Annotated in this window: 18 protein-coding genes and 1 tRNA gene; 13 read left to right on the plus strand and 6 right to left on the minus strand. The window is 35.1% G+C overall.

The window, feature by feature from the left end:
- The first annotated feature begins 73 nt into the window (after positions 1–73).
- From FBFL15_RS02115 to FBFL15_RS02130, 4 genes are all read left to right on the plus strand, one after another.
- Positions 74–155: transfer RNA gene (locus tag FBFL15_RS02115), tRNA-Leu, on the plus strand.
- Positions 156–640: 485 nt separating this feature from the next.
- A complete protein-coding gene (mtaB, locus tag FBFL15_RS02120; RefSeq protein WP_014083026.1) occupies positions 641–1,966 on the plus strand; it encodes a tRNA (N(6)-L-threonylcarbamoyladenosine(37)-C(2))-methylthiotransferase MtaB in 1,326 nt (441 codons plus the stop codon).
- A gap of 21 nt (positions 1,967–1,987) precedes the next feature.
- Complete coding sequence (locus FBFL15_RS02125) at positions 1,988–2,668, plus strand: alpha/beta hydrolase family protein (RefSeq protein ID WP_014083027.1); 681 nt, start codon at positions 1,988–1,990, stop codon at positions 2,666–2,668.
- 45 nt (positions 2,669–2,713) lie between these two features.
- Positions 2,714–3,607 (plus strand): lytic transglycosylase domain-containing protein, encoded by an 894-nt coding sequence (locus FBFL15_RS02130; RefSeq protein WP_014083028.1) that lies wholly within the window; start codon positions 2,714–2,716, stop codon positions 3,605–3,607.
- A gap of 144 nt (positions 3,608–3,751) precedes the next feature.
- Here FBFL15_RS02130 and FBFL15_RS02135 read toward each other — a convergent pair whose 3' ends face one another.
- The 3 genes from FBFL15_RS02135 to FBFL15_RS02145 form a co-directional block, all read right to left on the minus strand.
- Positions 3,752–4,435 (minus strand): SDR family NAD(P)-dependent oxidoreductase, encoded by a 684-nt coding sequence (locus FBFL15_RS02135; RefSeq protein WP_014083029.1) that lies wholly within the window; start codon positions 4,433–4,435, stop codon positions 3,752–3,754.
- Positions 4,436–4,559: 124 nt separating this feature from the next.
- A complete protein-coding gene (locus FBFL15_RS02140) occupies positions 4,560–5,864 on the minus strand; it encodes an ABC1 kinase family protein (RefSeq protein ID WP_014083030.1) in 1,305 nt (434 codons plus the stop codon).
- A gap of 92 nt (positions 5,865–5,956) precedes the next feature.
- Positions 5,957–6,619, minus strand: coding sequence for a TetR family transcriptional regulator C-terminal domain-containing protein (locus tag FBFL15_RS02145; protein ID WP_014083031.1), 663 nt, complete (start codon positions 6,617–6,619; stop codon positions 5,957–5,959).
- Positions 6,620–7,010: 391 nt separating this feature from the next.
- Here FBFL15_RS02145 and FBFL15_RS02150 point away from each other — a divergent pair, with 391 nt between their 5' ends.
- The 3 genes from FBFL15_RS02150 (at position 7,011) to FBFL15_RS02160 (ending at position 9,924) form a co-directional block, all read left to right on the plus strand.
- Entirely contained in the window at positions 7,011–7,457 is a 447-nt protein-coding gene (locus FBFL15_RS02150; protein ID WP_014083032.1) for a hypothetical protein, read from the plus strand.
- A 225-nt stretch (positions 7,458–7,682) separates the two neighbouring features.
- Positions 7,683–9,005 carry a hydroxymethylglutaryl-CoA reductase, degradative gene (locus tag FBFL15_RS02155; protein WP_014083033.1) on the plus strand — a complete coding sequence of 441 codons (1,323 nt, stop codon included), beginning with the start codon at positions 7,683–7,685 and terminating at the stop codon, positions 9,003–9,005.
- A 1-nt stretch (position 9,006) separates the two neighbouring features.
- Positions 9,007–9,924, plus strand: a complete 918-nt coding sequence (locus FBFL15_RS02160; RefSeq protein WP_014083034.1) for a GYDIA family GHMP kinase — start codon at positions 9,007–9,009, stop codon at positions 9,922–9,924.
- Between the two features lie 244 nt (positions 9,925–10,168).
- On the opposite strand, the gene FBFL15_RS16455 is transcribed toward FBFL15_RS02160, so the two are convergent.
- Entirely contained in the window at positions 10,169–10,339 is a 171-nt protein-coding gene (locus tag FBFL15_RS16455) for a hypothetical protein (RefSeq protein ID WP_158309083.1), read from the minus strand.
- 283 nt (positions 10,340–10,622) lie between these two features.
- Between FBFL15_RS16455 and FBFL15_RS02165 the strand changes: the two genes are divergently transcribed.
- The 4 genes from FBFL15_RS02165 (at position 10,623) to FBFL15_RS02180 (ending at position 14,537) form a co-directional block, all read left to right on the plus strand.
- Complete coding sequence (locus tag FBFL15_RS02165) at positions 10,623–11,774, plus strand: hypothetical protein (protein ID WP_014083035.1); 1,152 nt, start codon at positions 10,623–10,625, stop codon at positions 11,772–11,774.
- Between the two features lie 280 nt (positions 11,775–12,054).
- Positions 12,055–12,621: a transglycosylase domain-containing protein gene (locus FBFL15_RS02170; protein WP_014083036.1), complete on the plus strand. Its 567-nt coding sequence runs from the start codon at positions 12,055–12,057 to the stop codon at positions 12,619–12,621.
- A 283-nt stretch (positions 12,622–12,904) separates the two neighbouring features.
- On the plus strand, positions 12,905–13,729 hold the full coding sequence (locus FBFL15_RS02175) for an alpha/beta fold hydrolase (protein ID WP_014083037.1): 825 nt from the start codon (positions 12,905–12,907) through the stop codon (positions 13,727–13,729).
- A 193-nt stretch (positions 13,730–13,922) separates the two neighbouring features.
- Entirely contained in the window at positions 13,923–14,537 is a 615-nt protein-coding gene (locus FBFL15_RS02180; RefSeq protein ID WP_014083038.1) for a hypothetical protein, read from the plus strand.
- Between the two features lie 197 nt (positions 14,538–14,734).
- Here FBFL15_RS02180 and FBFL15_RS02185 read toward each other — a convergent pair whose 3' ends face one another.
- Both FBFL15_RS02185 and FBFL15_RS02190 read right to left on the minus strand, forming a co-directional pair.
- Positions 14,735–15,865, minus strand: coding sequence for an MFS transporter (locus FBFL15_RS02185; RefSeq protein ID WP_014083039.1), 1,131 nt, complete (start codon positions 15,863–15,865; stop codon positions 14,735–14,737).
- A 357-nt stretch (positions 15,866–16,222) separates the two neighbouring features.
- Positions 16,223–16,990 (minus strand): UDP-2,3-diacylglucosamine diphosphatase, encoded by a 768-nt coding sequence (locus tag FBFL15_RS02190; protein ID WP_014083040.1) that lies wholly within the window; start codon positions 16,988–16,990, stop codon positions 16,223–16,225.
- A gap of 195 nt (positions 16,991–17,185) precedes the next feature.
- On the opposite strand from FBFL15_RS02190, the gene FBFL15_RS02195 reads away from it, so the two are divergent.
- Complete coding sequence (locus FBFL15_RS02195) at positions 17,186–18,082, plus strand: S66 peptidase family protein (RefSeq protein ID WP_044032398.1); 897 nt, start codon at positions 17,186–17,188, stop codon at positions 18,080–18,082.
- Positions 18,083–18,241: 159 nt separating this feature from the next.
- Positions 18,242–23,071 (plus strand): fibronectin type III domain-containing protein, encoded by a 4,830-nt coding sequence (locus FBFL15_RS02200; protein WP_014083042.1) that lies wholly within the window; start codon positions 18,242–18,244, stop codon positions 23,069–23,071.
- Positions 23,072–23,352 lie beyond the last annotated feature (281 nt).

Here is a 23,352-nt window from a genome sequence, read left to right on the forward strand (position 1 = left end):
TAAAAAAAAATATAAAATATAGTAATTTGTTTTGAAATTTAAAAGATATGATTATCTTTGCACCCACAATTGAGCGGATATGGTGAAATTGGTAGACATGCCAGACTTAGGATCTGGTGCCGCAAGGCGTGTAGGTTCGAGTCCTATTATCCGCACAAAACAAAATGCAACTCACTTGTTTTTAGAGAGTTGCATTTTTTTATTTGTAAAAACATGTGATTTTTCAAGCATGATAGATAGTGATGCTATAACCTAACTTCTAAAAAAAAGCGTTGTTTGTTGATTACTTTTAAATTAAAATTAATTGATAGCTTTTTCGTATATTGTATGTACTGCTTATTGTTTGGTTTGTTGTTAGGGTGTTGTGATTGCGTATTGGTTTGCTACAAATAGTAGTTATAAAGCTGCACCATTTTAGCTTTATTATTAATAAAAAATAAAGTAATTTTGTGGTCCATTTTAGATGAAGTCATTTGGATTGGAAACGGGATTTTGCGATAGGGATAGCAACGGCATCCTTTTTGTTTTTTCTTTAAAAACAAAAAGATAGAGTGGATAGCCCGGTCCACAGGCTACCAGGATGAGGTGGTTTTGCAGGGAGTTGCTGCCTGTGGGAATCGCCCAAAACACTTAATAAATTATGACAGATTATAGAAAAAAAGTTGGTTTTTATACCTTAGGCTGTAAGTTAAATTTTTCGGAAACCTCTACTATTGCCCGAAATTTTCAGGACGAGGGGTTTGATAGGGTAGATTTTGAGCAATGGGCCGATATTTATGTGATTAATACCTGCTCTGTTACGGATAATGCCGACAAACAGTTTAAACAAGTGGTTAAAAAAGCTTTGAAACAAAACAACCAAGCTTTTGTGGTGGCCGTTGGCTGTTATGCCCAATTGAAACCCGAGGAATTGGCTGCTGTGGATGGTGTGGACTTGGTATTGGGGGCTACAGAAAAGTTTAAAATATTGGATTATATTCATAATTTGTCTAAAAATGATTATGGCGAAGTGCATAGTTGTGAGATTGCCGAGGCCGATTTTTATGTTGGCAGTTACTCCATTGGCGATAGGACTCGGGCTTTTTTGAAGGTTCAGGACGGTTGTGATTATAAATGTACGTATTGTACGATTCCTTTGGCCAGAGGCATTTCGAGAAGTGATGCGTTGGACAATGTGTTGAAAAATGCTTATGAAATTGCCCAACAAGGAATAAAGGAAATTGTGCTAACGGGAGTGAACATTGGCGATTATGGCAAAGGAGAGTTTGGCAATAAAAAGCATGAGCATACTTTTTTGGATTTGGTGAAAGCCTTAGATACGGTTGAGGGCATTGAGCGTTTGCGAATTTCGTCGATAGAACCCAATTTGTTGAAAAATGAAACGATTCAGTTTGTGGCGGCAAGCAAGGTTTTTGTACCTCATTTTCATATTCCGCTACAATCTGGCAGTGATGCGATTTTGAAATTGATGAAGCGTAGGTATTTGACCGCATTATATGTAGATAGGGTACAACAAATTAGGATTGAGATGCCCCATGCGTGTATTGGAGTTGATGTAATTGTTGGGTTTCCTGGCGAAACGGAGGCTCACTTTTTAGAAACGTACCATTTTTTGAATGATTTGGATATTTCGTATTTGCATGTGTTTACCTATTCGGAACGAGATGATACAGAAGCGGTTGAATATGAAGGAGTTGTGCCAGCCAATGTACGGGCCAAACGCAGTAAAATGTTGCGAAGTTTGTCTGTCAAAAAACGGAGGGCTTTTTATGAAAGTCAGCTAGGGAGTAGTCGGACGGTGTTATTTGAAGCCGATATAAAGGAGGGCTACATTTATGGATTTACAGAAAATTATATAAAAGTAAAAGCACCTTGGAACCCCGAATTGGTTAATACTTTACACAAAGTTGTATTGGAAAAAATAGACGACGACGGTAGTGTAAGAATCCAATTTGTAAACCAATAATTTTATTTTAAAATATTGATAATGAATAAAATACCTGTATATTTTATGCCAGGATTGGCCGCTAGTTCACAAATTTTTGAAAACATCAAATTGCCTTTGGATCAGTTTGATATGTATTATTTGGAATGGTTTTTGCCACTAGACAATGAACCGCTAGAGGCTTATGCGGGCAGAATGGCCCAAAACATTAAGCACGACAATGCCGTTTTAATTGGGGTTTCGTTTGGTGGTATTTTGGTACAGGAAATGGCTAAGTTGATTCGGGTACAAAAAGTTATCATCATTTCGAGTGTCAAGTCGAACGTGGAGTTTCCGCAGCGGATGAAAATGGCCAAAGCCACTCAATTGTATAAAATATTGCCCACTGGATGGTTGTCTGATATCGAAAAATTATCTAAATTTGCTTTTGGGAGCTTGGCCAAAAATCGTATCGCATTGTATAGAAAGTTTTTGACTTTGAACGATAAAAAATATTTGGATTGGGCCTTGGAACAAATTATTTGTTGGAAGCAACAAGTTGAAGATTCCTCCGTTTTACATATACATGGCGACAACGACAGTGTGTTTCCTGTAAAAAATATTCGGAATTATATTCCTGTCAAAGGAGGTACACATGTAATGATTGTAAACAAATTCAAATGGTTGAATGAACATTTGCCTGGTATTATTTTGAATGGTGTAACGAAGGATTCTATTTCATGAAAAAAAATGATTAAGTAAAAAATATTAAACTAAAAAACAAAAAAGATGACAAGGAATAATCACTTATGCATGATGGTTTTGGTGGTATTAGTAAGCGGGATGTTGATTTTTGCAACATCGGATCAGGACAAAAAAGCAATTTTACGTGAAGGAACTACAGATTATTTTCCTACGCATGTTGATTTTGCGGGCGAAAAAACCCCGTTGCATGTTGCCGATGTTTATGAACGTTTTGATAGAGAATTGATTGTAAATGTGAATTTGCAAGGATCTACAAATTTGATTTTAAAGCGAGCAAACAGGGCTTTTCCTATTATTGAACCCATTTTGAAAAAAAACGGTGTGCCAGATGATTTTAAATATTTGGCAGTAATAGAAAGTGGTTTGGTTAATGCTGTTTCGCCCTCTGGAGCAAAAGGGGTTTGGCAGTTTATGCCCGATACTGCCCGAGAAAAAGGAATGGAAGTAACAGACAACGTGGACGAACGCTACCATTTAGAAAAATCGACCGAGGCGGCTTGTGATTATTTGTTAAAGGCTTATAAAAAATTTGGATCGTGGACTTTGGCTGCAGCGTCTTATAACGGAGGTATGGCCGGCATTAGCAAGCAAATGGACAGCCAAAAGGTTTCAGATTATTATGATTTGATGCTAACAGACGAAACGGCCCGATATGTATTTAGAATTTTGGCCCTGAAAGAAATTATGAAAAACCCTTCAAAATTTGGTTATAATATTCAAAAAGAAAGGTTGTATGACCTTATACCTACCAAAAAAGTTGAAGTAGATAGCACTATAAACGATTTGGCTACTTTTGCCATTTCGCAAGGTGTCAATTACAAAATTTTGAAAATTCACAATCCTTGGCTTCGTGAAAAAAAATTAGACAACAAAAGCAAGAAAAAATACACCCTTGAAATACCAACAGATGGGTATTGATTTGGGATTATTTATAAAAACAAAAAAGGTTTATAGCAATATAAACCTTTTTTTTTACACTTGATTTATAAAGTATAAATCAACAAACACACAAACATCATATTTTATAAATATATTTGGTATTATTTAAAAAAAGAAATACCATTACATCTTAAAGTGAACAATACCATAATCCATTTCAAAAATTTGTCCAGAAATGGCTTTGGCCTGTTCCGAGGTTAAAAATTGTGCCATTTGAGCTACTTCTTCGGGTTGCAAAAAATTTTTCATGGGGTGCCTTTCTTTCATTTGTGCTATCAAACGGTCGTTTCGCAGTAGGTTAGATGCCAAGCTGGTTTGTGTTAAAGTGGGTGCAATGGCATTGATTCTAATGCTAGAGGCCCACTCGGCTCCTAATGATTTTACCAATCCTTCTACACCCGCTTTTGCCACAGCTATGCTGGCATGATAAGGCATTCCTAGTTTTGTAGCCACCGTACTAAAAAGGAGTACATTGGGTTGGTTTCCTTTTTTGAGTATAGGCAAATAATGTTGAATTACTTTGATGGCACCCATCACATTGAGGTCAAAATCATTTCTGAAATCGTGCTCGGTCAATTTGTCAAAAGGTTTCAAATTGATAGAGCCAGGGCAATAAATCAAAGTGTCTATGGCCTCTAGTTGCGGTAAGGCATCATGAAGTACATCAATAGTAAAATGTGTCAAATTGGGGTGTGCTTCATTTGGCGGAGTTCTACTAAGGTTATATACCTGATTGTTTGTAATATTTTGTTCTAAAATGGCTTTGCCAATGCCTTTACTGCCGCCAACAATGAGTATTTTTTTCATTTATGTACAATTTATTTGTTAAAGGTCTTGTATGTAATTGCCTTTATTTATTAGTGTTTATACTAAATATATTTATATTCCAACCAAATGGGTTTTTTATACCAAAAACTACTTTTATGAAGCATTAGCTATAACTTCCGTTTGAAACTATGATGGTAGCTTTTAAATCAAACAGCAAATTATATAGCCCAAAAAACGTACGGTTCATATAAATAAAATGTTTAGATCCTCTATTGCCATTCATCTTTTTGAGGTTGGTATCGTCGGCAAATTTTTTCCCCAAATGGGCCATCGATTCAAAAAAATGGGTATCTGAAAAATCAAAAGTCTCGCTTTGAAAAGGCTTGGTAAAAAGGGCTAAAAGTTCAAAAAACATAGCCGAAAAATAAACTCTTTCGGCAGCCGAGTCGTCGGGTCTTAAAATTTCGAGCTCCAATAATTTTTGGTTAAAAAGCACTGGATTATGCAACACATCTGGATTTACTAATTCAAAATAAGGTATATAAAAATCGTTTGGAATGGTTTTCATACAACCAAAATCTAAAGCTACGAGTTGGCTATTGTTGTTAATCAAAAAATTTCCAGGATGCGGATCGGCATGTACTTTTTTAAGTTTATGGATTTGAAACATATAAAAATCCCACAAAGCTTGTCCAATTTTGTTAGCTTCTTTTTGATTGGTATTGATACTTGTAAAATCCGAAAAATGAACACCCTCCATCCAATCCATCGTCATGATTTTTTGATTAGAAAAAGCAGGATAATAAGTTGGAAATACAATGTTTTGCAAATGCTGGCATTGTTGTGCAACTTCTTGACTTTGAGCAATTTCTAAATCATAATTGGTTTCCTCTATTAATTTTTCTTCTACTTCTTTAAAATATTTATCAGAATCTTTTCCTTGTAAATTAAACATTTTGATGGCAATAGGTTTTACCAAAGCCAAGTCAGACGAAATGCTATTGGCAACCCCAGGATATTGTATTTTGACAGCCAATTTTTTACCCTTCCATGTAGCCAAATGCACCTGACCAATGCTGGCAGCATGAACGGCTGTACCGTCAAAAGTGTCAAAAATGTCGTTTGGATATTTGTTAAAATTGGACTTAAATGTTTTTAAAACTAATGGTGTTGATAATGGCGGAACAGAAAATTGCGATAATGAAAATTTTGCAACATATTCTTTTGGCAAAAAATGTTTGTCCATACTCAACATTTGAGCAACTTTGAGGGCGCTGCCTTTCAAACTTTTCAATCCATCATAAATGTCTTGTGCATTTTCCTGATTCAATTGGTCTTTGTTGAGGTCGGGGTTTACTATTTTGTTGCCGTAATATTTAAGGTAGTTTACACCAACTTTGGCTCCAGTTTCTACTAATTTGCTGGCTCGCTGAATTTTGGAAGTAGGTATATAATCTAGGGTTTTCATTTTTGGGGATTTTTTGTTTCGGGTTTTGTGGTTTATTATTTATAAAAATATTTACTTTTAATAATACTTTTTAAATGAATTGTTTTTAGTTGTTATACTCTTGAAAACACTTTTTCTTTAAATAAAAATTTTCCAAAATCAATCACTTTTTCCCATGGTGCGATTGACATTATTTCAAAACTGGCTTGAACCGATTTTTCAATTAATACATCTGTTTTTTCAAACGCTGGAGATAAATCTTCTATCCAAAATTGAATTACAAACATAAATTGGGCCCATAAACTTTCTTTGATGGCTGTAATTTGTAACTTTTGGGCTCGTGCAATCGAAATCAAATCTTTGTCATCTATAATTTCGGATACATAATTTTTAAATGCCAATCGCAATTCGCCCAAAATCATAAAATGCGACACTTTTTTGGAACGATTTTTTAAACACATCAACACAAAACTCCTGTTTGCAGTGAGCATTTCTATATAGGTAAAATAAAAACTCAATAATTTTGTTTTAAAATCATACGTGTGGTATTCCTGATTTTGATGCAATAGAGCCACCGTTTTGTCTAATATCGATTTAAAAATATGTCTTTCTACAGATTCAAAAGCTCCAAAATATTGATAAAAATGTGCTTCTTCAAAATGGTATTTTTGTGCAAATTCATATACAGTTTTGGGCATTGTGGCGTGTTCTAACATATATTCCATATACATCGAAACTATGTTTTCTTGGTTCAGGACTGTTTTTTTAGCTCCCATAAGTATTTATTTTAGTGATTTGAGGTTATAAAATTAATTATTGTTTAACTAATATCAAAATAAATTAAACAAAATATATGTTAAATTTTGCATAATATTTATACTGTGCTGATAATCAAAGTGTTGAAGGTAAATTAATATTAAGGTTACACTTTTTAAACGCTCCTTTTTAATGATATAGACTTGAATTAGTTGCTTAGTTTTAATGGCATTTATAAAAAAAACTAATACAAAATATTTAGTGAGGCTTTTTTTATTGTATTTTTGAAGTCATGATTAGGTGTGGATAAAATTTTGGGGCTCGATTCAATGGCCTTTCAAAAACGATTTTAAATTTTTGGCTTTAATTATTAATAAAAATAAGATTTTGTTTAATAAAAATTATATATTTATGAAAAAAATGTATTTAGTAATTATTTTGTCCGTTCTATCACAAATAGTTTGGGCTCAGTCCTACCAGCAAGAAGCAAAAGCCATCCAAAAACTATTGGAAACAGAAGGCAAAACATGGAGGTCTGGAGATGTTCAAGCCCATGCCGATTGTTGGTCGATAAAACCCTATAGTCGCATCATCGTTTCTACCACAGAGGGCAAAACTATGGATATAGATCCTTATACCATGCTACATCCCCCTCTCGAATGGGTAGGCAAGGGGGGAAGTGCCATACATCAAAATTATAAATTCAATATCCAAAAAAATATAGCTTGGGTAAGTCACGACGAAGTTTCAACCTCCTCAGACGGCATTAAAAGTTATTCGTACGAAATACGATTATTAGAAAAAATAAAAGGCAAATGGAAACTAATTGGCCAATCCATCCATTTTTATCAACCATAATAAAACCGTTTTGTAAATTTTTTAGTAATATACCCATAAAAAACTATTCAGATAGCGGCTTTATGAGATGCAAAAGGGTAGGAGCCAAAAGCTTATTTTTCATGAAAATTTTTGACCAAAAATTACATAACGTAGCATCAAAAAGTATTACTAGCCATACACTATAATCTTGGTATTAAAAATAAAACTATCTTTGTGCGGTAATTTTTTTAATAATGAATGAAAATGAAAAATACAGTTAGTGGGTTTTCTAAATGGACCAAAAACGAAAAAGTAGCATGGATTGCTACAACCTATTTTGAAAATCCCGCAGAGGCTTCGCAAATCATCAAACAATATTGGAACTCCGATTTGGACATCCAACAACTGCATGACGAGTTTATAGAAAACACCATTTCAAATTTCTATTTACCACTTGGCGTAGCTCCTAACTTTTTGATAAACAATAAGTTATATACCATTCCCATGGTAATCGAAGAGAGTTCTGTAGTAGCAGCAGCAGCAAAAGCAGCCAAATTTTGGGCCACACGTGGCGGGTTCAAAGCAGTTGTCCTAGATACTGAAAAAATAGGTCAGGTGCATTTTACTTTTTCGGGTAATGCCACAGATTTAGAACTGTTTTTTGAACGTATCAAACCCCGTTTTTTTGAAGATTGCCAATTGATTACCCATAATATGCAAAAAAGAGGCGGCGGTATTTTGGATATTCAACTTCAAAACAAAACGAAGCAAATGGCCCATTACTACCAACTTCATGCCACATTTGATACCAAAGACAGCATGGGGGCTAATTTTATAAACTCGTGTTTAGAGCAGTTTTCAAAAACTTTATTATCAGAATTTCAATCAGACGACCAAGTAAATTCCAACAACAATACTTTGGATGTTATCATGAGTATTTTGTCAAATTATGTTCCAAATTGTATCGTTCGGGCAGAAGTAAGTTGTGCTGTGGCATATTTAGCCGAAAAAAATATTGATAACCCACAAGAATTTGCCGAAAAATTTGTGCAAGCAGTACAAATTGCAGAAATAGAACCATTTAGAGCCGTTACACATAACAAAGGCATCATGAATGGCATAGATGCAGTTGTGCTAGCAACAGGCAACGATTTTAGAGCCGTAGAAGCTGGTGTACATGCATTTGCCTGCAAAAAAGGGCAATATGCCAGTTTATCTCACGCCACAATAGAAGACGGCATTTTTAGGTTTTGGCTCGAAATTCCGTTGGCTCTTGGCACCGTTGGAGGTCTTACCTCCTTGCATCCATTAGTCAAATTGGCCCATACCATGCTCGAAAACCCTTCGGCTCAAGAGCTCATGCAAATTGTGGCCGTGGCAGGTTTAGCTCAAAATTTTGCAGCACTAAAGTCGCTTACAACCACGGGCATTCAGGCTGGCCACATGAAAATGCACCTCAATAATATTTTAAATCAATTTGAAACCACCGTCGAAGAACGTAAAATCATAAAAACCTATTTTGCTAAAAATGCCATTTCACACGCAGCTGTTGTGGCGTTGATCAACGAAATTAGAACAAAAAAATAACATGGAACAAACATTTTATAGCCATGGCAAACTGTTACTAACGGCCGAATACCTGGTGCTCGATGGAGCAAAAGCACTGGCATTGCCCAGCAAAATGGGACAATTTTTACATGTAAAAACAATCCCTAAACCCCAAATCATTTGGACAAGTTTTGATGTAGATAACAGTGTGTGGTTCCAAGACATACTGCCGTTTGAAGCCATCATCAACTCCCAAGCCGATGCCAACAGCGAGCCATCCATCAAGCAAACCTTGTTGGCCATCTTGCACGAAGCCTATAAGTTGAATCCGCTTTTTTTGTCAGAAAAAAACGGGTACGAAGTGCAAACTACCCTTACATTTTCACGACATTGGGGACTTGGCACCTCGTCAACTTTGATAAACAATATAGCACAATGGACACAAACAAACGCCTATTTATTACTACAAAATAGCTTTGGAGGCAGTGGCTACGATATTGCTTGTGCCAAACACAAACAGCCTATCGTATATGAATTACAACACGGAAACCCAAAAGTAACACCCGTTTTTTTTCGACCCCATTTTACAGCCAATATATATTTTTTATACCTCAATCAAAAACAAAGCAGCAAAACAGCCATTGCCAATTATAGAAAAAAACAACACGATTTAGACGACGAAGTGCCAAAAATCAACCAAATAACCCAAAGCCTATTAGAAGCAAACGATTTGAATCTCTTTGCAAATTTACTCGAAAAACACGAAAATCTGATGAGCACTATTTTAGAAATCCAAACCGTAAAAGAATATCTTTTTGCCGATTTTGACGGAGTTGTCAAAAGTTTAGGTGCCTGGGGTGGCGATTTTGTAATGGTAGTTTGCCGTCAAAATCCCGCAGCCTATTTCAAGGCCAAAGGGTACCCGGTTTTAATCCCTTACGACAATATGATTTTATAAAAATACCATTCGAGTAAAAAAAATCCTAATCGAGCCTTACAAAAGCACACAATGTTTAGATAATAAACAACAAAAAATCAAACAAAAAAACCACATTATCAAAATAATACCAAACACTTATATAAAATAGTCTAAAAATGCAAGGCTATTTTTTTTCAAGATTTTATAAAAAAATCATTTCATAGCTGGGCTACGTAATTATTTTTTTGTGAAATATTTGGAGAAAAAGAGCTAGCAGATTGGGCTATTTTATAGGAGTGTTTGGTATAAGGGCATGCCGCCAAAAAAAAGAAAGCCCCCACGCCCCAAACCCTTCAGGCGGGGCTTCCTTTTTTTGCCGTCGGGCTATCACGAGCACATGGTGCCTTGCTCTATCCCTCATGCGGGCAACCCCCAATGGACAGTCTCTACTCATGAAAGTTTTTTTTAAACTTCTTACTTTTCGTTCTCCCACTTCTAATTTCTTGTTTCTAACTTCTTGCTTCTAACCTCTAACTTCTAATTTCATAATTCCTACTTCAAAACTTCTATAATTGTTTTTATAAGTTTGTTTTACGATAATTTTTATTCTTGTGGCTTTTTTATAAAAAGTTGCAAAGTATTTTTTTTGTTTGTACTTTTGTGAAGTGGATATAAAATGTTAAAAACGCAATAACTTTCGTATATCTACTAGTTGTGTGTAATACTAAACCAAAAATATGAAAGAAAACTACTTTAAAAATTTATTAGAAAGTTATACATCAAAAACAGTAATTACATTATTAGGTATTATTGGAACAATAATCACTATATATGCATTTCTACAGGAAAAAAATGTTGATTTAAAGTATGAAATAATCGCAAATACAAATGTACTAGACTTTAATGCAGATATAAGCAAATTAGAAGTTACATATGACAGTACAAACCTTAAACAAACTAAAGAAAACCTTAGAATATATACCATTAAAATTATAAATAATGGTTCGCAAAATTTACTTAAAGAATTCTATGATGATAATGAGCCTCTAGGAATTAAAATTAATTCAGGTAAAATCATTGAAAAACCACAAGTAATTGAAACTAGTAATGAGTATTTAAAGCGAAATATAAAATTCATTAATTTAAAAGAAAATCAAGTTAGCTTTTCAAAAGTAATCCTAGAAACAAACGAATATTTTACAATAAAAATTTTGGTTTTACATAACAAAAATCGGATTCCTAAACTTATCTCACTTGGTAAAATTGCAGGACAAAAAAATATTGAAGTCCTAAATAGTATAAGCGCAAAAGATGAAAATAATTTTTTCAAAAAAACTTATTACGGAAATCTTTGGGTTCAATTATTGCGTCTAATATCTTATTTTATAATTGGGATACTTATCATTTTAATTGTTGCAATAATTGCAACAAAAATTGAAGATTCTAGAGATGAAAAAAGAAAAATCAAACTAATCAAGGATTTTAAAGATTTAAAAAACTATAGTTATTCAAGAATGGATGATGCAATTTTTGATAGATATCAAAAAGATGATTCATATGCTTTTAATAATATTACAAAACTCATTGAAAACGAAAATGAATTAAACGATATTTATTTAAAGCTTTCCGAGTTATTAAAAGACGATGACTATATAAATAATAGAGAAAAAATTGACGATTATAAATTACAAAAACACTTAGATATAAACAGTTGGTCAACAATTACCGAAATGCTTAATGATGGAATTATTTTTAAAGAAAATGACAAACTAAGAATAAATCAAGCAATGAAAGGAACTTTGACTAAATTTTCTGATTTTTTAAACGAAAAAAAAGAATTCAAAAAAAGAGGTAATTACAGAAGTTATAAATCCGAAATTGAAGAGTAAAAAAAGTACTACACACAACAGCTACTACAACGGATTTGGGCAATAGGCTAAATGGAAAGATGGTTTTGTATTTATATGATTTGGCACATCCGAGGAATGGGCTTAATTTAGTCCCAAACCCGCTGTAGTACCAAAACGTTAACTGCCATTCCCCCTAGACTCACGTCCTGACCCCGTAAGCTAATGGTACGAAAGCGGAAAAATTAGGAAGAATAATAAAAAAATAAATATTGTAAATGATTGATTTACAAAACATTAATAAAACGTTAGTTAGAATTTTATGAAAAAACTGCAAAAAAAAACATTTAGAATTTTAATAATTTCAATCTTGGTATTAATTGCTCTATATAATTTTCTTTTGAGTGATTATAATGGAATGTTTAAAGATGCAGCTTTTATGGAACTAACTAAATCAATTAGAATTGCCAAAAATGAAAATTTAGAGCCTATTCTAAAAGTTTATAACAAAATCTATAATGACAAATCTCAAATAAAAAAAAGAAATTGTCCCTGTGAAAATGCCTCAAATTATATCGGACCATATAGACACGGATTTTCTTTTACGAAAAAAATTTACAAGCTGAAAATTGAGAAAGAATTTACTGAAGAGGAATGTTTAAAGTTTGATTTTTTAAACGCAGATTATCTGTATGGAAATAAAGGAATCAAACAAGCTTCTAAATATTATTTCAACAAAGAAATTGAGAAACTTAATGAAAAAGAAATAATCAATTTAATTTTAATGCTTGAAAATCCAAGTTTGCATAATCCAAAAAGAGAAAGAAATATAACAAAAACAAAAATCGATTTCATCCAAAGATATATAAATAGAAAAAACGGCAGTTAACAGAGGTTTCATGAAATGGCGAGGCTCGGGATTTATCAGAAATTGGAAAGGTAATTAATTAAAAGTTTTGTTTATATTTGTGAAGGCTTGGTCTTGGTTCATCGCCACTTCATGAAGCCGCGAAACGTCAGACTGTGAAAAAACTCAAAATGAGTCTTTGAGAATTGGCTGTATGGAATTTTTCTCCGATAGGTATCCGAATTCTTTCTCTTTTTGAGTTGGTTTTTTCACAGACTGACGTTATCGGCAAGTAGTACCAAACAACTGTTTAAAAAGAACGAAAATGAGAATAAAAGTTTTACTTTTTTTATTTACATTATTTATTTCAATTAATGTAACATCCCAAGTTAGATATGGGTCAAATAACGGAAAATATTTGACAATTAAAGATACAAAAATATATTACGAAGAATATGGAAAAGGTATTCCTTTACTATTGATTCACGGTGCATTTGGTGGAATTAATGATTTTGAAAATGTAATTCCATTATTGTCTAAAAAATATAGAGTAATAATTACAGATGCTCCAGGATTAGGACGTTCAGAATTTCCAAAAAATAAATTAAGTTATAATTTACTTGCTGAATATCAATCCGAAATAATTAATAAACTAAAATTAGATAGTCTATATGTTTTAGGTTGGAGCGATGGTGCTATAACAGGACTAATTCTTACTAAAAACAGACCTGATAAAGTAGAAAAATTAGTTATTTCTGGTGCAAATTATAAAGCAAATGGTTCCAAAAATTTAGAAGAACTAAGAAATTGGTCAAATCCAGATTGGATAGAAAAAAATTGGCCAAATTGGGTGAATCATTATAAAATAAACGCACCGAAAAATAACGATTGGAAAAAATATGTTAATGAAACTAAAGATATGTGGTTTGAAGAACAATATTTTCCCAAATCAGTTTTAGAAAGTATAAAAGTACCCACTTTAATAACTTATGGTGATAATGACATGTATACTTTGGAACACGGAATTGAAATTCACAATGCAATAAATAAAAGTCAATTCTGTGTTATTCCAAATTGTTCACATGACGTTTTTGCTGAAAAACCTGAACTTATTACTAAATTAGTATTTGATTTTTTTAATAATAAATAAACTCTACCTGCCGATAACAGCGGTTTTAAGAAATTGGGGTTTTTGGGCTTTATTTAAAATTTGTTTTGTACTTTTGAACTTCAGGCTTAACTGAAAGTTTCGGGCTTACAAATCCCCAGCCTTCGCAAATACCCGACCGTTAGCGGCTACTCTATGACGAAAGTGCAAACTCAAACGACAAAGCAAAAAACGAATGACGAGACAACAACTTTTGACGACTTTAAAACAACAACGACAAATACTTCCACTTTTGTTGCTTACAGCTTATTGCATTGACGCAATTATTACAGCAGTTCGTGGGACAGTAGTTATGGCAGGCGTTACTTATGACTATGAGTTGACAATAAAACATTACATAGCTTTTGGAGCAATTGGCATTAACTTCTTGACTTATTTTTTTCTCCGACAATTTTACAAATACACTTTAGGGTTGACAATTGCCGTAGGACTTTTTAATCTTGTGAATTTTTCCGCTTTGCAAACAACATTAAGTTTTGGCATTGGCAGTTTGATCATAGGTTTTCAACCATCTGCATTTTGGGCTGGACTTCTTGCTTACATTATAAACTTTAAAAGGGTAAACAAATTTATGGTTGACAACTTAGCATCAAAGCAGACACCAGAAGAACGAGAGAGAATTGACAAAGCAAGATTTACAGAAGTAGTAAAAAAGTTCAAACAAAAATATGACGGTTATTCAGCAGAGACCTTAACAGAAATAGTAACTGCAAATAAATACGTTCCCGAGGCACTTGAGGCGGCACGACAATTACTAAAGGACAGACAAGCAAACGAAAATGCTAACTAACCCACGACAGGACATAAGAGCAGCCGATAACAGCTAGAGTTTTGTTGCGGCTGCAAGCCGAGCAATGAATTATAATCAACAAATACCTATAAAAAATAACCCACATGAGTTAACCCAATTCCTTTCTTGCTTCTAGTGTTTTTATCTAGCTTTTAAGTGGAATTGGTTTTTTATAAAATTATAAATAAACACCGTATTTATTTATCAAAAATAATATAAAGGTATAAACTCAATAAAACGATGATGATTTCAAAACCAAATAATGAGGGTACAATTCCAAAAATGTCTGCCAAATAGCCCAAAAATATGGCTGGAATCCCAAAACCAATATAGCCAAACAGCATATAACCCGAAACGGCTCTTGCCCGCTGGACTCCTCCAAGTGTTGCAATTAATGCCAGCCCTCCTAAATAACTAAAACCATAAGCTCCCGAGCCAATAATTGCGGTGCCTAATAAAACCACTGGCAAGATTTCTAAATAGCACCCCAAAACTACAAAGGCAAACCCAAGCGGAATGATCCCAAAGCCAATTTTTAAACTCGTTTTGGAACTAAAATGTTTGCGAATGAGTTTTTGTAAAAATGCCCCAGTCCAATTGATGAGAACCAAACAAAATCCAGCATAAGCCGCATAACCAAATTGGGCCAATTTTGAAGGAACTATTGCAATTACAACTCCCGTTGTAGCCCAACAAATGGCAATTGATAAATTGATAGGAAAATAGCCTTTTGGAAAATAAGGCAACCTTATTATCGAACCTCCAATGGGTTTCAAATGGGGAAGTTTGAAGGCTAAAATCAAACCTATAACAGTTATTGTTATTGCTATAAAATACGTAATGGGTTGATAATCAAAATAAATCAACAATGCAATACTCGTCATAAAAGCACCACCACTAAAACCAAATGCAGTAGAAAGCGAGGCGGCATTGGCTGCTTTTGAAGTGGCTTGAGGGTCGTCTAAATACAATTCTGTCAAATAAGCAGTACCCGTTCCCATGCTTAATCCAAGGGCAACTCCCTGAAAAAACCGTGCGGCTATTAATGCAAAAACATTCGGATATAGCGTAATAATCACGTCAGATATCAAAGCACAAAACAAGCTGATCAATAGTATAGGCTTTCTGCCCAATCGATCAGAAATACCTCCTAAAAAAACATAACAAGGTATCATACCAAAAATGTAAGTTGCTAGTACCAAGGCAGTCTGACCATTGGATAAGCCAGCTAATTTGGCATAAGGCCGAAACAATGGCATCGAAATATTAACCGCCAAAGTAATTAGAAACAAGGCAAAAGGAACAATTTGTGTGTGTTTTATTTTCATGTAGTTAAACGAATTTTGTTAAAATAAAAGCTAGTTTCTAATAAGTACAGCACGTTGCACAAAGCTTGTTTTGGGCGTTCCCCAAGGGTCGGGCTATCCGTTCTAATCTTTTTTGAGGCAGAAAAAGCCTCAAAAAAGGATTTCCACTGCTATCCCTAACGCAAATGACAGTTCATATTAGAATAGAGCCAAATGAATCAAAAAGCCATGCCATATTTTTTTTGAAAATTCAAACCCTGTACTTTTTTCAATTTCAAATGGTTGTAATTGAAGCAACAAAAATACGGTTTTATAAAATTACATTAAAATAAAACAGCAAAAATGCAAATGATTTGAATAATTGCTAATAAACCTAATTTATTTTTGCGTTTTTTCAAATTTATGAATAGAAAATTCACTACCATCAAATACACCATAAGTAAAATAGGTAATCCAATCACCCAAATTGATGTAAAATGAATCGGGTTGTAATGGCAACTGCATAGGCAAATGTCGGTGTCCAAAAACAAAGTAGTGGTAGTGTTGGGTTGTCAGTTTTTGTTTAGCATATAAAATAAGCCATTCTTTGTCTTCACCTAAAAAATGAATGTCTTCCACACCCGAAATCATTTTGTTTTTTACCGATAAATGTTGGGCTAATTTTACACCAATATCTGGGTGCAACCATCTAAAAAGCCATTTAGATAATGGGTTTGTAAATATTTTTTTCATTCTTTTGTAGCCTTTGTCCCCCGGCCCCTTGCCATCGCCATGGCCAATCAAAAACGATTTATTGTTAAATGAAAATACCATATTGTCATGAAAAACAGGTATTTGCAATTCTTTTTCAAAATAATCCGACATCCAAAGATCGTGATTGCCAACAAAAAAATAAATCGTAATACCAGCATCTCGCATCGATGCCAATTTGCCTAAAACCCTTACAAAACCTTTTGGTACAACTGTTTGGTATTCAAACCAAAAATCGAATAAATCGCCCACTAAAAATAATACTTCAGCATCTTTTTGGATACAATCCAACCAAGCTACAAATCGTTGTTCACGTTCAAAACTGGCTTCGGGTGTTGGAGCTCCAAAATGCTGATCGGAGGCAAAATATATTTTTTTGTTGGGTTGTAATTGCATTTTTTGCGTTTGAATTTCAATAAAACATTAATAACGATTCCTTATTTTTTGCAAAAATACAAACAGTTTTATGATTCAACAATCCTTTTTTATACATTTGTGCTTATGATTTTAAATATAACACCAAAAACAGCTTCAATAGGCTACTTATTGTTAGTGTATTTTATAACAGTAAGTTTACAAGCACAAGAGATGATGAAAGCACCTGATTTTTTACAAAAAGGAGATACCGTTGCCATCGTAGCAACGGCCAGAAAAAACATTGATGACAATTTGCAACCCGCTATCGATTTGTTGCATTGCTGGGGGTTGGAAGTTAAAATTGGCTCATCTATAGGCTTAGATGTCAATCAATTAGCGGGTACAGACGAACAACGGGCCGCAGATTTTCAATCCATGATGGACAATCCAAACATCAAAGCCATTTGGTGTGTTAGGGGAGGCTACGGAACCGTAAGAATGATAGACTTACTGGATTTTACTTTATTTAAAAAAAATCCAAAATGGGTAATTGGTTTTAGCGATGTAACCGTTTTGCATAGTCATTTGACTACTTTAGGTTTTCAATCCATACACGGCATTATGCCTATAAGTGCTTTAAGAGCCTCCGAAGAAGCAAAAGAATCTTTAAGAAAAACATTATTAGGCGACACTTTGTCCTACGAAATTCCACCTCACCCTATGAACCGTTTGGGCACAGCATCTGGAATTTTGGTTGGCGGAAATTTATCTATTTTATACAGTCTTTTAGGTTCTAATTCGGCCATTGATTGTACCGATAAAATTTTGTTTATAGAAGATTTAGACGAATATTTATACCATATCGATAGAATGTTAATGAATTTAAAACGAAACGGTTGCTTGGAAAGCCTCAAAGGTATTGTTGTTGGTGGGATGACTAAAATGAAAGACAATGAAATTCCATGGGGAAAAAATGCCCTTGAAATTATAGATAATGTAACCCAAAAATACCATATCCCCATTATGTATAACTTTCCAGCAGGGCATGTTCAAGACAACAGAAGTTTGATTATAGGTAAAAACGTACGTATTGATGTCTCTGTTTCAGGCTCCATATTGAGTTTTGAATAATTATTATCGATGAAAAGTATTTTTTATCGATAAAATGAAAAAATTTATTTTTTTTTGTGAATATGTTATAAAAATATACAAAAATGTAATTTATTTTCATTAGTTTTGAAAGTTAAAAATAACATGATTATTTATTTATCAACTTTTAATTTTCATTTTATGAAAAAAATTACCTTATTATTATTGTTTTTAAGTTCGATGCTGGGCTACTCACAAATGGCCCTCGAAGGATTTGAAAACACCACGGGTCCTGATGCTTTACCAGCTACAAATTGGACTTTAGGCACAGGCAGCTGGGCCGTTTTTGATAATGGAGTGGGTACCGCAGAGCGTTGGAACATCAACAGCTCGGTTTCTACTCCACCTTTTGTTTATGCTGGCACCAATTCGGCTTATATGACAAGAGAAAACATTGGAGCTGGAAACACTTCCGAGGACTATTTGGCTACGCCTGCCGTAACGATTCCTTCAAATGGTCAGTTGAAGTTTTTTACTAGATCTTTTACTTCTACTAATTTAGGTACACTGTATCAAATCAAAGTCAAATTAGTAAGTGCTGGTGCCCAAAATGTTACTACGGGTTATACCCAAGTGCAACAATGGGACGAAACTACGCTAAATACAACTTTTAATATTTACGAAGAAAAAACGGTAGATTTGAGTGCTTATTCGGGCCAACAAGTATATGTGGCTTTTGTAATGAAATATACCCAACCTGCTACCGGAACCGTTCCTGGCGATCGTTGGTTGGTAGATAATGCTCGAATTATTGCCCAATGTTTGCCCCCAACTGCGCTTACAGCTACTGCTATTGCAGGAACTACGGCTACTTTAGGCTGGACAAGTCCTGGAGGTGCGAGCAGTTATGAAGTGGAAAATATGCTGGCTACTGCTACCCCAACAGGTGTGGCTACTGGAACAGCTACTACTACAAGTTTTTCCCAAACAGGTTTAGCGGGATTGACCAATTATAAGTTTTATGTTCGCACGGTTTGTGGCTCTGATTACAGCACTTGGGCTGGGCCTTTTGCCTATACTACAACCGCTATACCACCAGGTTGTGGTGGCAATTTTGTAGATGCGGGCGGAACAGCTAATTACCCAAATAGTTCTAATAGCGTAACAACGATATGCCCAACCGTTGCTGGCGAAAAAGTAACTGTTACTTTTACAGCATTTGACGTTGAGGCTTCTTGGGACGGATTGTATGTTTTTAATGGAAATAGTACAACAGCTCCACAAATTGCTAGTGCCAACCCCGCAGGAAATGTACCTGGTGGTTTGGCTGGTGCCTTCTGGGGTACTACAATTCCTGGCCCTTTTACCTCTACCAGTGCCGATGGCTGTTTGACTTTCAGATTTAGAAGTGATGCCTCTGTAAACAGACCAGGGTGGGTGGCCAACGTAACTTGTGCCTTGCCACCAACTTGTCCTGCACCAACAGGATTGGTTACTTCGGCCATTACTTCGACAACTTTGACTCTTGCTTGGAACACAGTAACACCATCTACTTCTTGGCAAGTATTGGCATTGCCATGTACGGCTCCAGCCCCAACGGCTACAAGTACAGGATGGGTTTCGGCTACTGCCAATTCTTTGAATATCACAGGATTAACACCAGATACTTGTTATAATTTTTATGTTAGAGGGGTATGTTCTACTACCGATATGAGTACTTGGGCAGGGCCAAAAACGGCTACGACTTTAATAGCACCACCAGTTTGCGGGGGGACATTTGTAGATGCTGGAGGAGTTACCAATAATTATCCAAATAGTTCCAATACTACCTATACCATTTGTCCAACAACACCTGGTGATTTGGTTACCGTAACTTTTACTGCCTTTGATGTAGAAGCTTCATGGGACGGATTGTATGTTTTTGATGGAAATAGTACAACAGCACCACAAATTGCAAGTACCAATCCTGCGGGTAACGTACCTGGTGGTTTGGCTGGTGCCTTCTGGGGTACTACCATTCCTGGACCATTCACCTCTAGTAGTACCGATGGCTGTTTGACTTTTAGATTTAGAAGTGATGCCTCTGTAAACAGACCAGGATGGGTGGCCAATGTAACTTGTGCTCCTGCTCCTACTTGTACTCAACCTAAATTACTCACGGCTACTTCTATTACTCAATCCACTGCATTATTAGGCTGGACACAACCAGCAAATCCTAATGGCACAACCGCAAATACTTGGCAAATTATTGTTCAAGCTGCTAATTTACCAGCACCAACTGCTAGTTCAACTTGGATAACAACAACTTCTAATCCATACAATGCTACAGGGCTAACTCCTGGTACTAATTATGCTTTTTATGTAAGAGCGGTTTGTAGTACAACAGACTCTAGCTTTATTTCTGGACCAAAAAAATTCAGTACAGTTGCTTCAAATGATGAATGTATAGCTTCTATACAAGCACCAGTTAATAGTGATGCTGCTTGTGGTCAAACGGTTAGCGGTGTTTTGAATGGAGCTACTGCATCTACGGTTCCTGCAAATGGCTGTATTGGAACAGACGATGATGTTTGGTTTCATTTCGTAGCATCATCTACCACACATTTTATTTCGTTTTTAAATGTTACAGGCACTGCAACTACATTAAGTTATTCCTTGTTTTCGGGCAATTGCAGCAACTTAACTTTTATTAATTGTAATACGACAAATAGTACTGTTCAAAACAATTTAGTTCCTGGGCAAACGTATTATGTACGAGTATATTCGGCAGCTACTACACCACAATCAATAAGTTTTGATTTGTGTATAGGTACAGCAGTTACATGTGCTGATGCTCAGAATTTTTGTGGTGCAACTGGTATAACTTATGCAAGTTCAACTGGTGTGCCAAGTGCTGGAACTGTAGGATGTTTATTTACAACTCCAAATCCATCTTATTTTTATATGACCGTAGAACAATCTGGTCCTTTGTTGTTTAATATTTCTCAAACATCTACTGCGGGTGCTCCTATAGATGTAGATTTTGTGGCTTGGGGGCCTTTTACAAGTTCTCAATCTGCCTGTACATCAATACCAGCCAATCCACTAGCTGGTGGCACTCCACCTGCACTAAATGGATGTAGCTATTCTACTGCAGCAGTCGAAACATTGTCTCTACCAAATGCCGTTTCAGGACAAGTTTATGTTGTTATGATTACTAATTTTAATGGCGGAACAGGTACCATTACTTTTAATCAAACAAATACTAGTAGTACTGGAGCTGGAACAACCACTTGTTGTCCTTCGGCAAATTTTAGTTATTCTAGTTTTGCTTACTGTCAAAATGCTTCAAATCCAACACCAACTTTAGCCACTGGTGCTACAGCTGGAACTTTTTCTTCTACAACAGGATTGGTTATTAATGCTACAACTGGTCAAATCAATTTAGCAGCTAGTACACCGGGTACTTATGTTGTAACACATACCATAGCTCCTACCACTTTGTGTGTTGCGGGAGTAACTTATACTAGAACCATAACTATAACAGCAGTACCAAATGCAACGTTTAGTTATAGTGCAGCCTCTTATTGTAAAACAGTTACCACTGCTCAAAACCCAACATTTACGGGTACGTCAGGTGGGTATTATACTGCTTCTCCATCTGGATTGACAATAAATGCGACAACTGGAGCTATTACTCCTAGTACAAGTACCGTAGGTAATTATGTTGTTTCTTATACTATTTATAGTAATGGTGGTTGTAATACATTTACTACTACTCAAAACGTGAGTATTATACTTCAGGCGTCTGCATCTTTTAGCTACGATACCATGGCTTATTGCAAAACAGGAACCAATCCTATATTGAGTTATACCAATGGTGGTGTTGCGGGTACATTTAGCGCTTCTCCAACAGGCTTAAGCATCAATGCAAGTACTGGTGCTATCAATTTATCGGCTAGTAGTGTGGGTTCCTACACGATTATCAATAGTATTGCTGCTGCGGGAGGTTGTTTGGCAGTTAGTGCCACATTTGATTTAACCATTACGGCACCTCAAGACGCTACTTTTAGCTATACTGGAACACCATATTGTCAAAATGCGGCCAATCCAAGTCCTACATTGGCAACGGGTTCAAGTGCAGGAGTATTTAGTAGTACAACAGGTTTGAGTATCAATTCTAGTACAGGACTTGTTAATTTAGCGTCAAGTACCCCAGGTACTTACACGGTTACCAATACTATTGCAGCTACAGGCGGCTGTGCGGCTTCTATCAAAACAGCAACTATTGTTATTACGGCAGCACCACAAGCTAGTATTGCCTATGGAACTCCTTTCTGTTCATCTGAAAGTAATGTACAAGCTGTAACCTTTACGGGTACTACAGGAGGTAGTTTTAGCGCTAGCCCAACGGGACTAACCCTTAATGCAACAACAGGAGGTATTACACCAAGTACCAGTACACCAGGTACTTATACTGTAAAATATACGATTGCCGCCGCAGGTGGATGTCCGTTGTTAGAAAAAACAACTCCTGTTACCATAACAGCACCATTTAACGTTGTATTATCTGGTGGATGCGAGGGCAATACCTTTAAATTAAAAGCAGAACCAGTAAATAATTCTTTCAACCCAACAACAGCTCAATACAGTTGGAGTGGTCCGGGCATTGCTACCAATCAAATGGGGGTTCAAACGCCAATTATTACTCAAGCGGGTGTTTACAACGTGTCCATTACCGATGCGAGTGGTTGTATTGTACAAAGCAACATTACAATTACCAGTACCCAATGTATCATTCAAAAAGGGATTTCGCCTAACAACGACGATCAAAACGATTTCTTTGATTTAACGGGCTTGAATGTAAAAGAATTAGGCATTTTTAACAGATATGGCATCAAAGTATATAGCCGAACCAATTACAAAAAAGAGTGGTTTGGACAATCAGATGCAGGCGAAGAATTGCCAGATGGTGCATACTATTATGTAATAGAAAGTGATGGTAAAGAAACCAAAACAGGATGGGTATATATTAATAGAGAAAACAAATAATATATCCGTTTACCTTACAAATGAAGCTGTTTGAAATACGACAGCTTCATTTTTTAAAAAACAGAATAAAACAGTAAATAGGTTGTTTTTTGGTGTTTTGAATTTATTTTAAAAACAAAAAAACAATCACAAACAGCATATCTTTTAGAAAAAATTAAACCAAAATTGAAGAGGAGATCCTGCAAAATTGCAGCAATACCGCTTCAAATTTGAAATAAAACCATTGTTGTGAATCAATCAAAATTTAATTGATAATTTGCAAAAAAAGCAATCATAAAGAT

The organism is Flavobacterium branchiophilum FL-15 (assembly GCF_000253275.1).
GTDB lineage: Bacteria > Bacteroidota > Bacteroidia > Flavobacteriales > Flavobacteriaceae > Flavobacterium > Flavobacterium branchiophilum.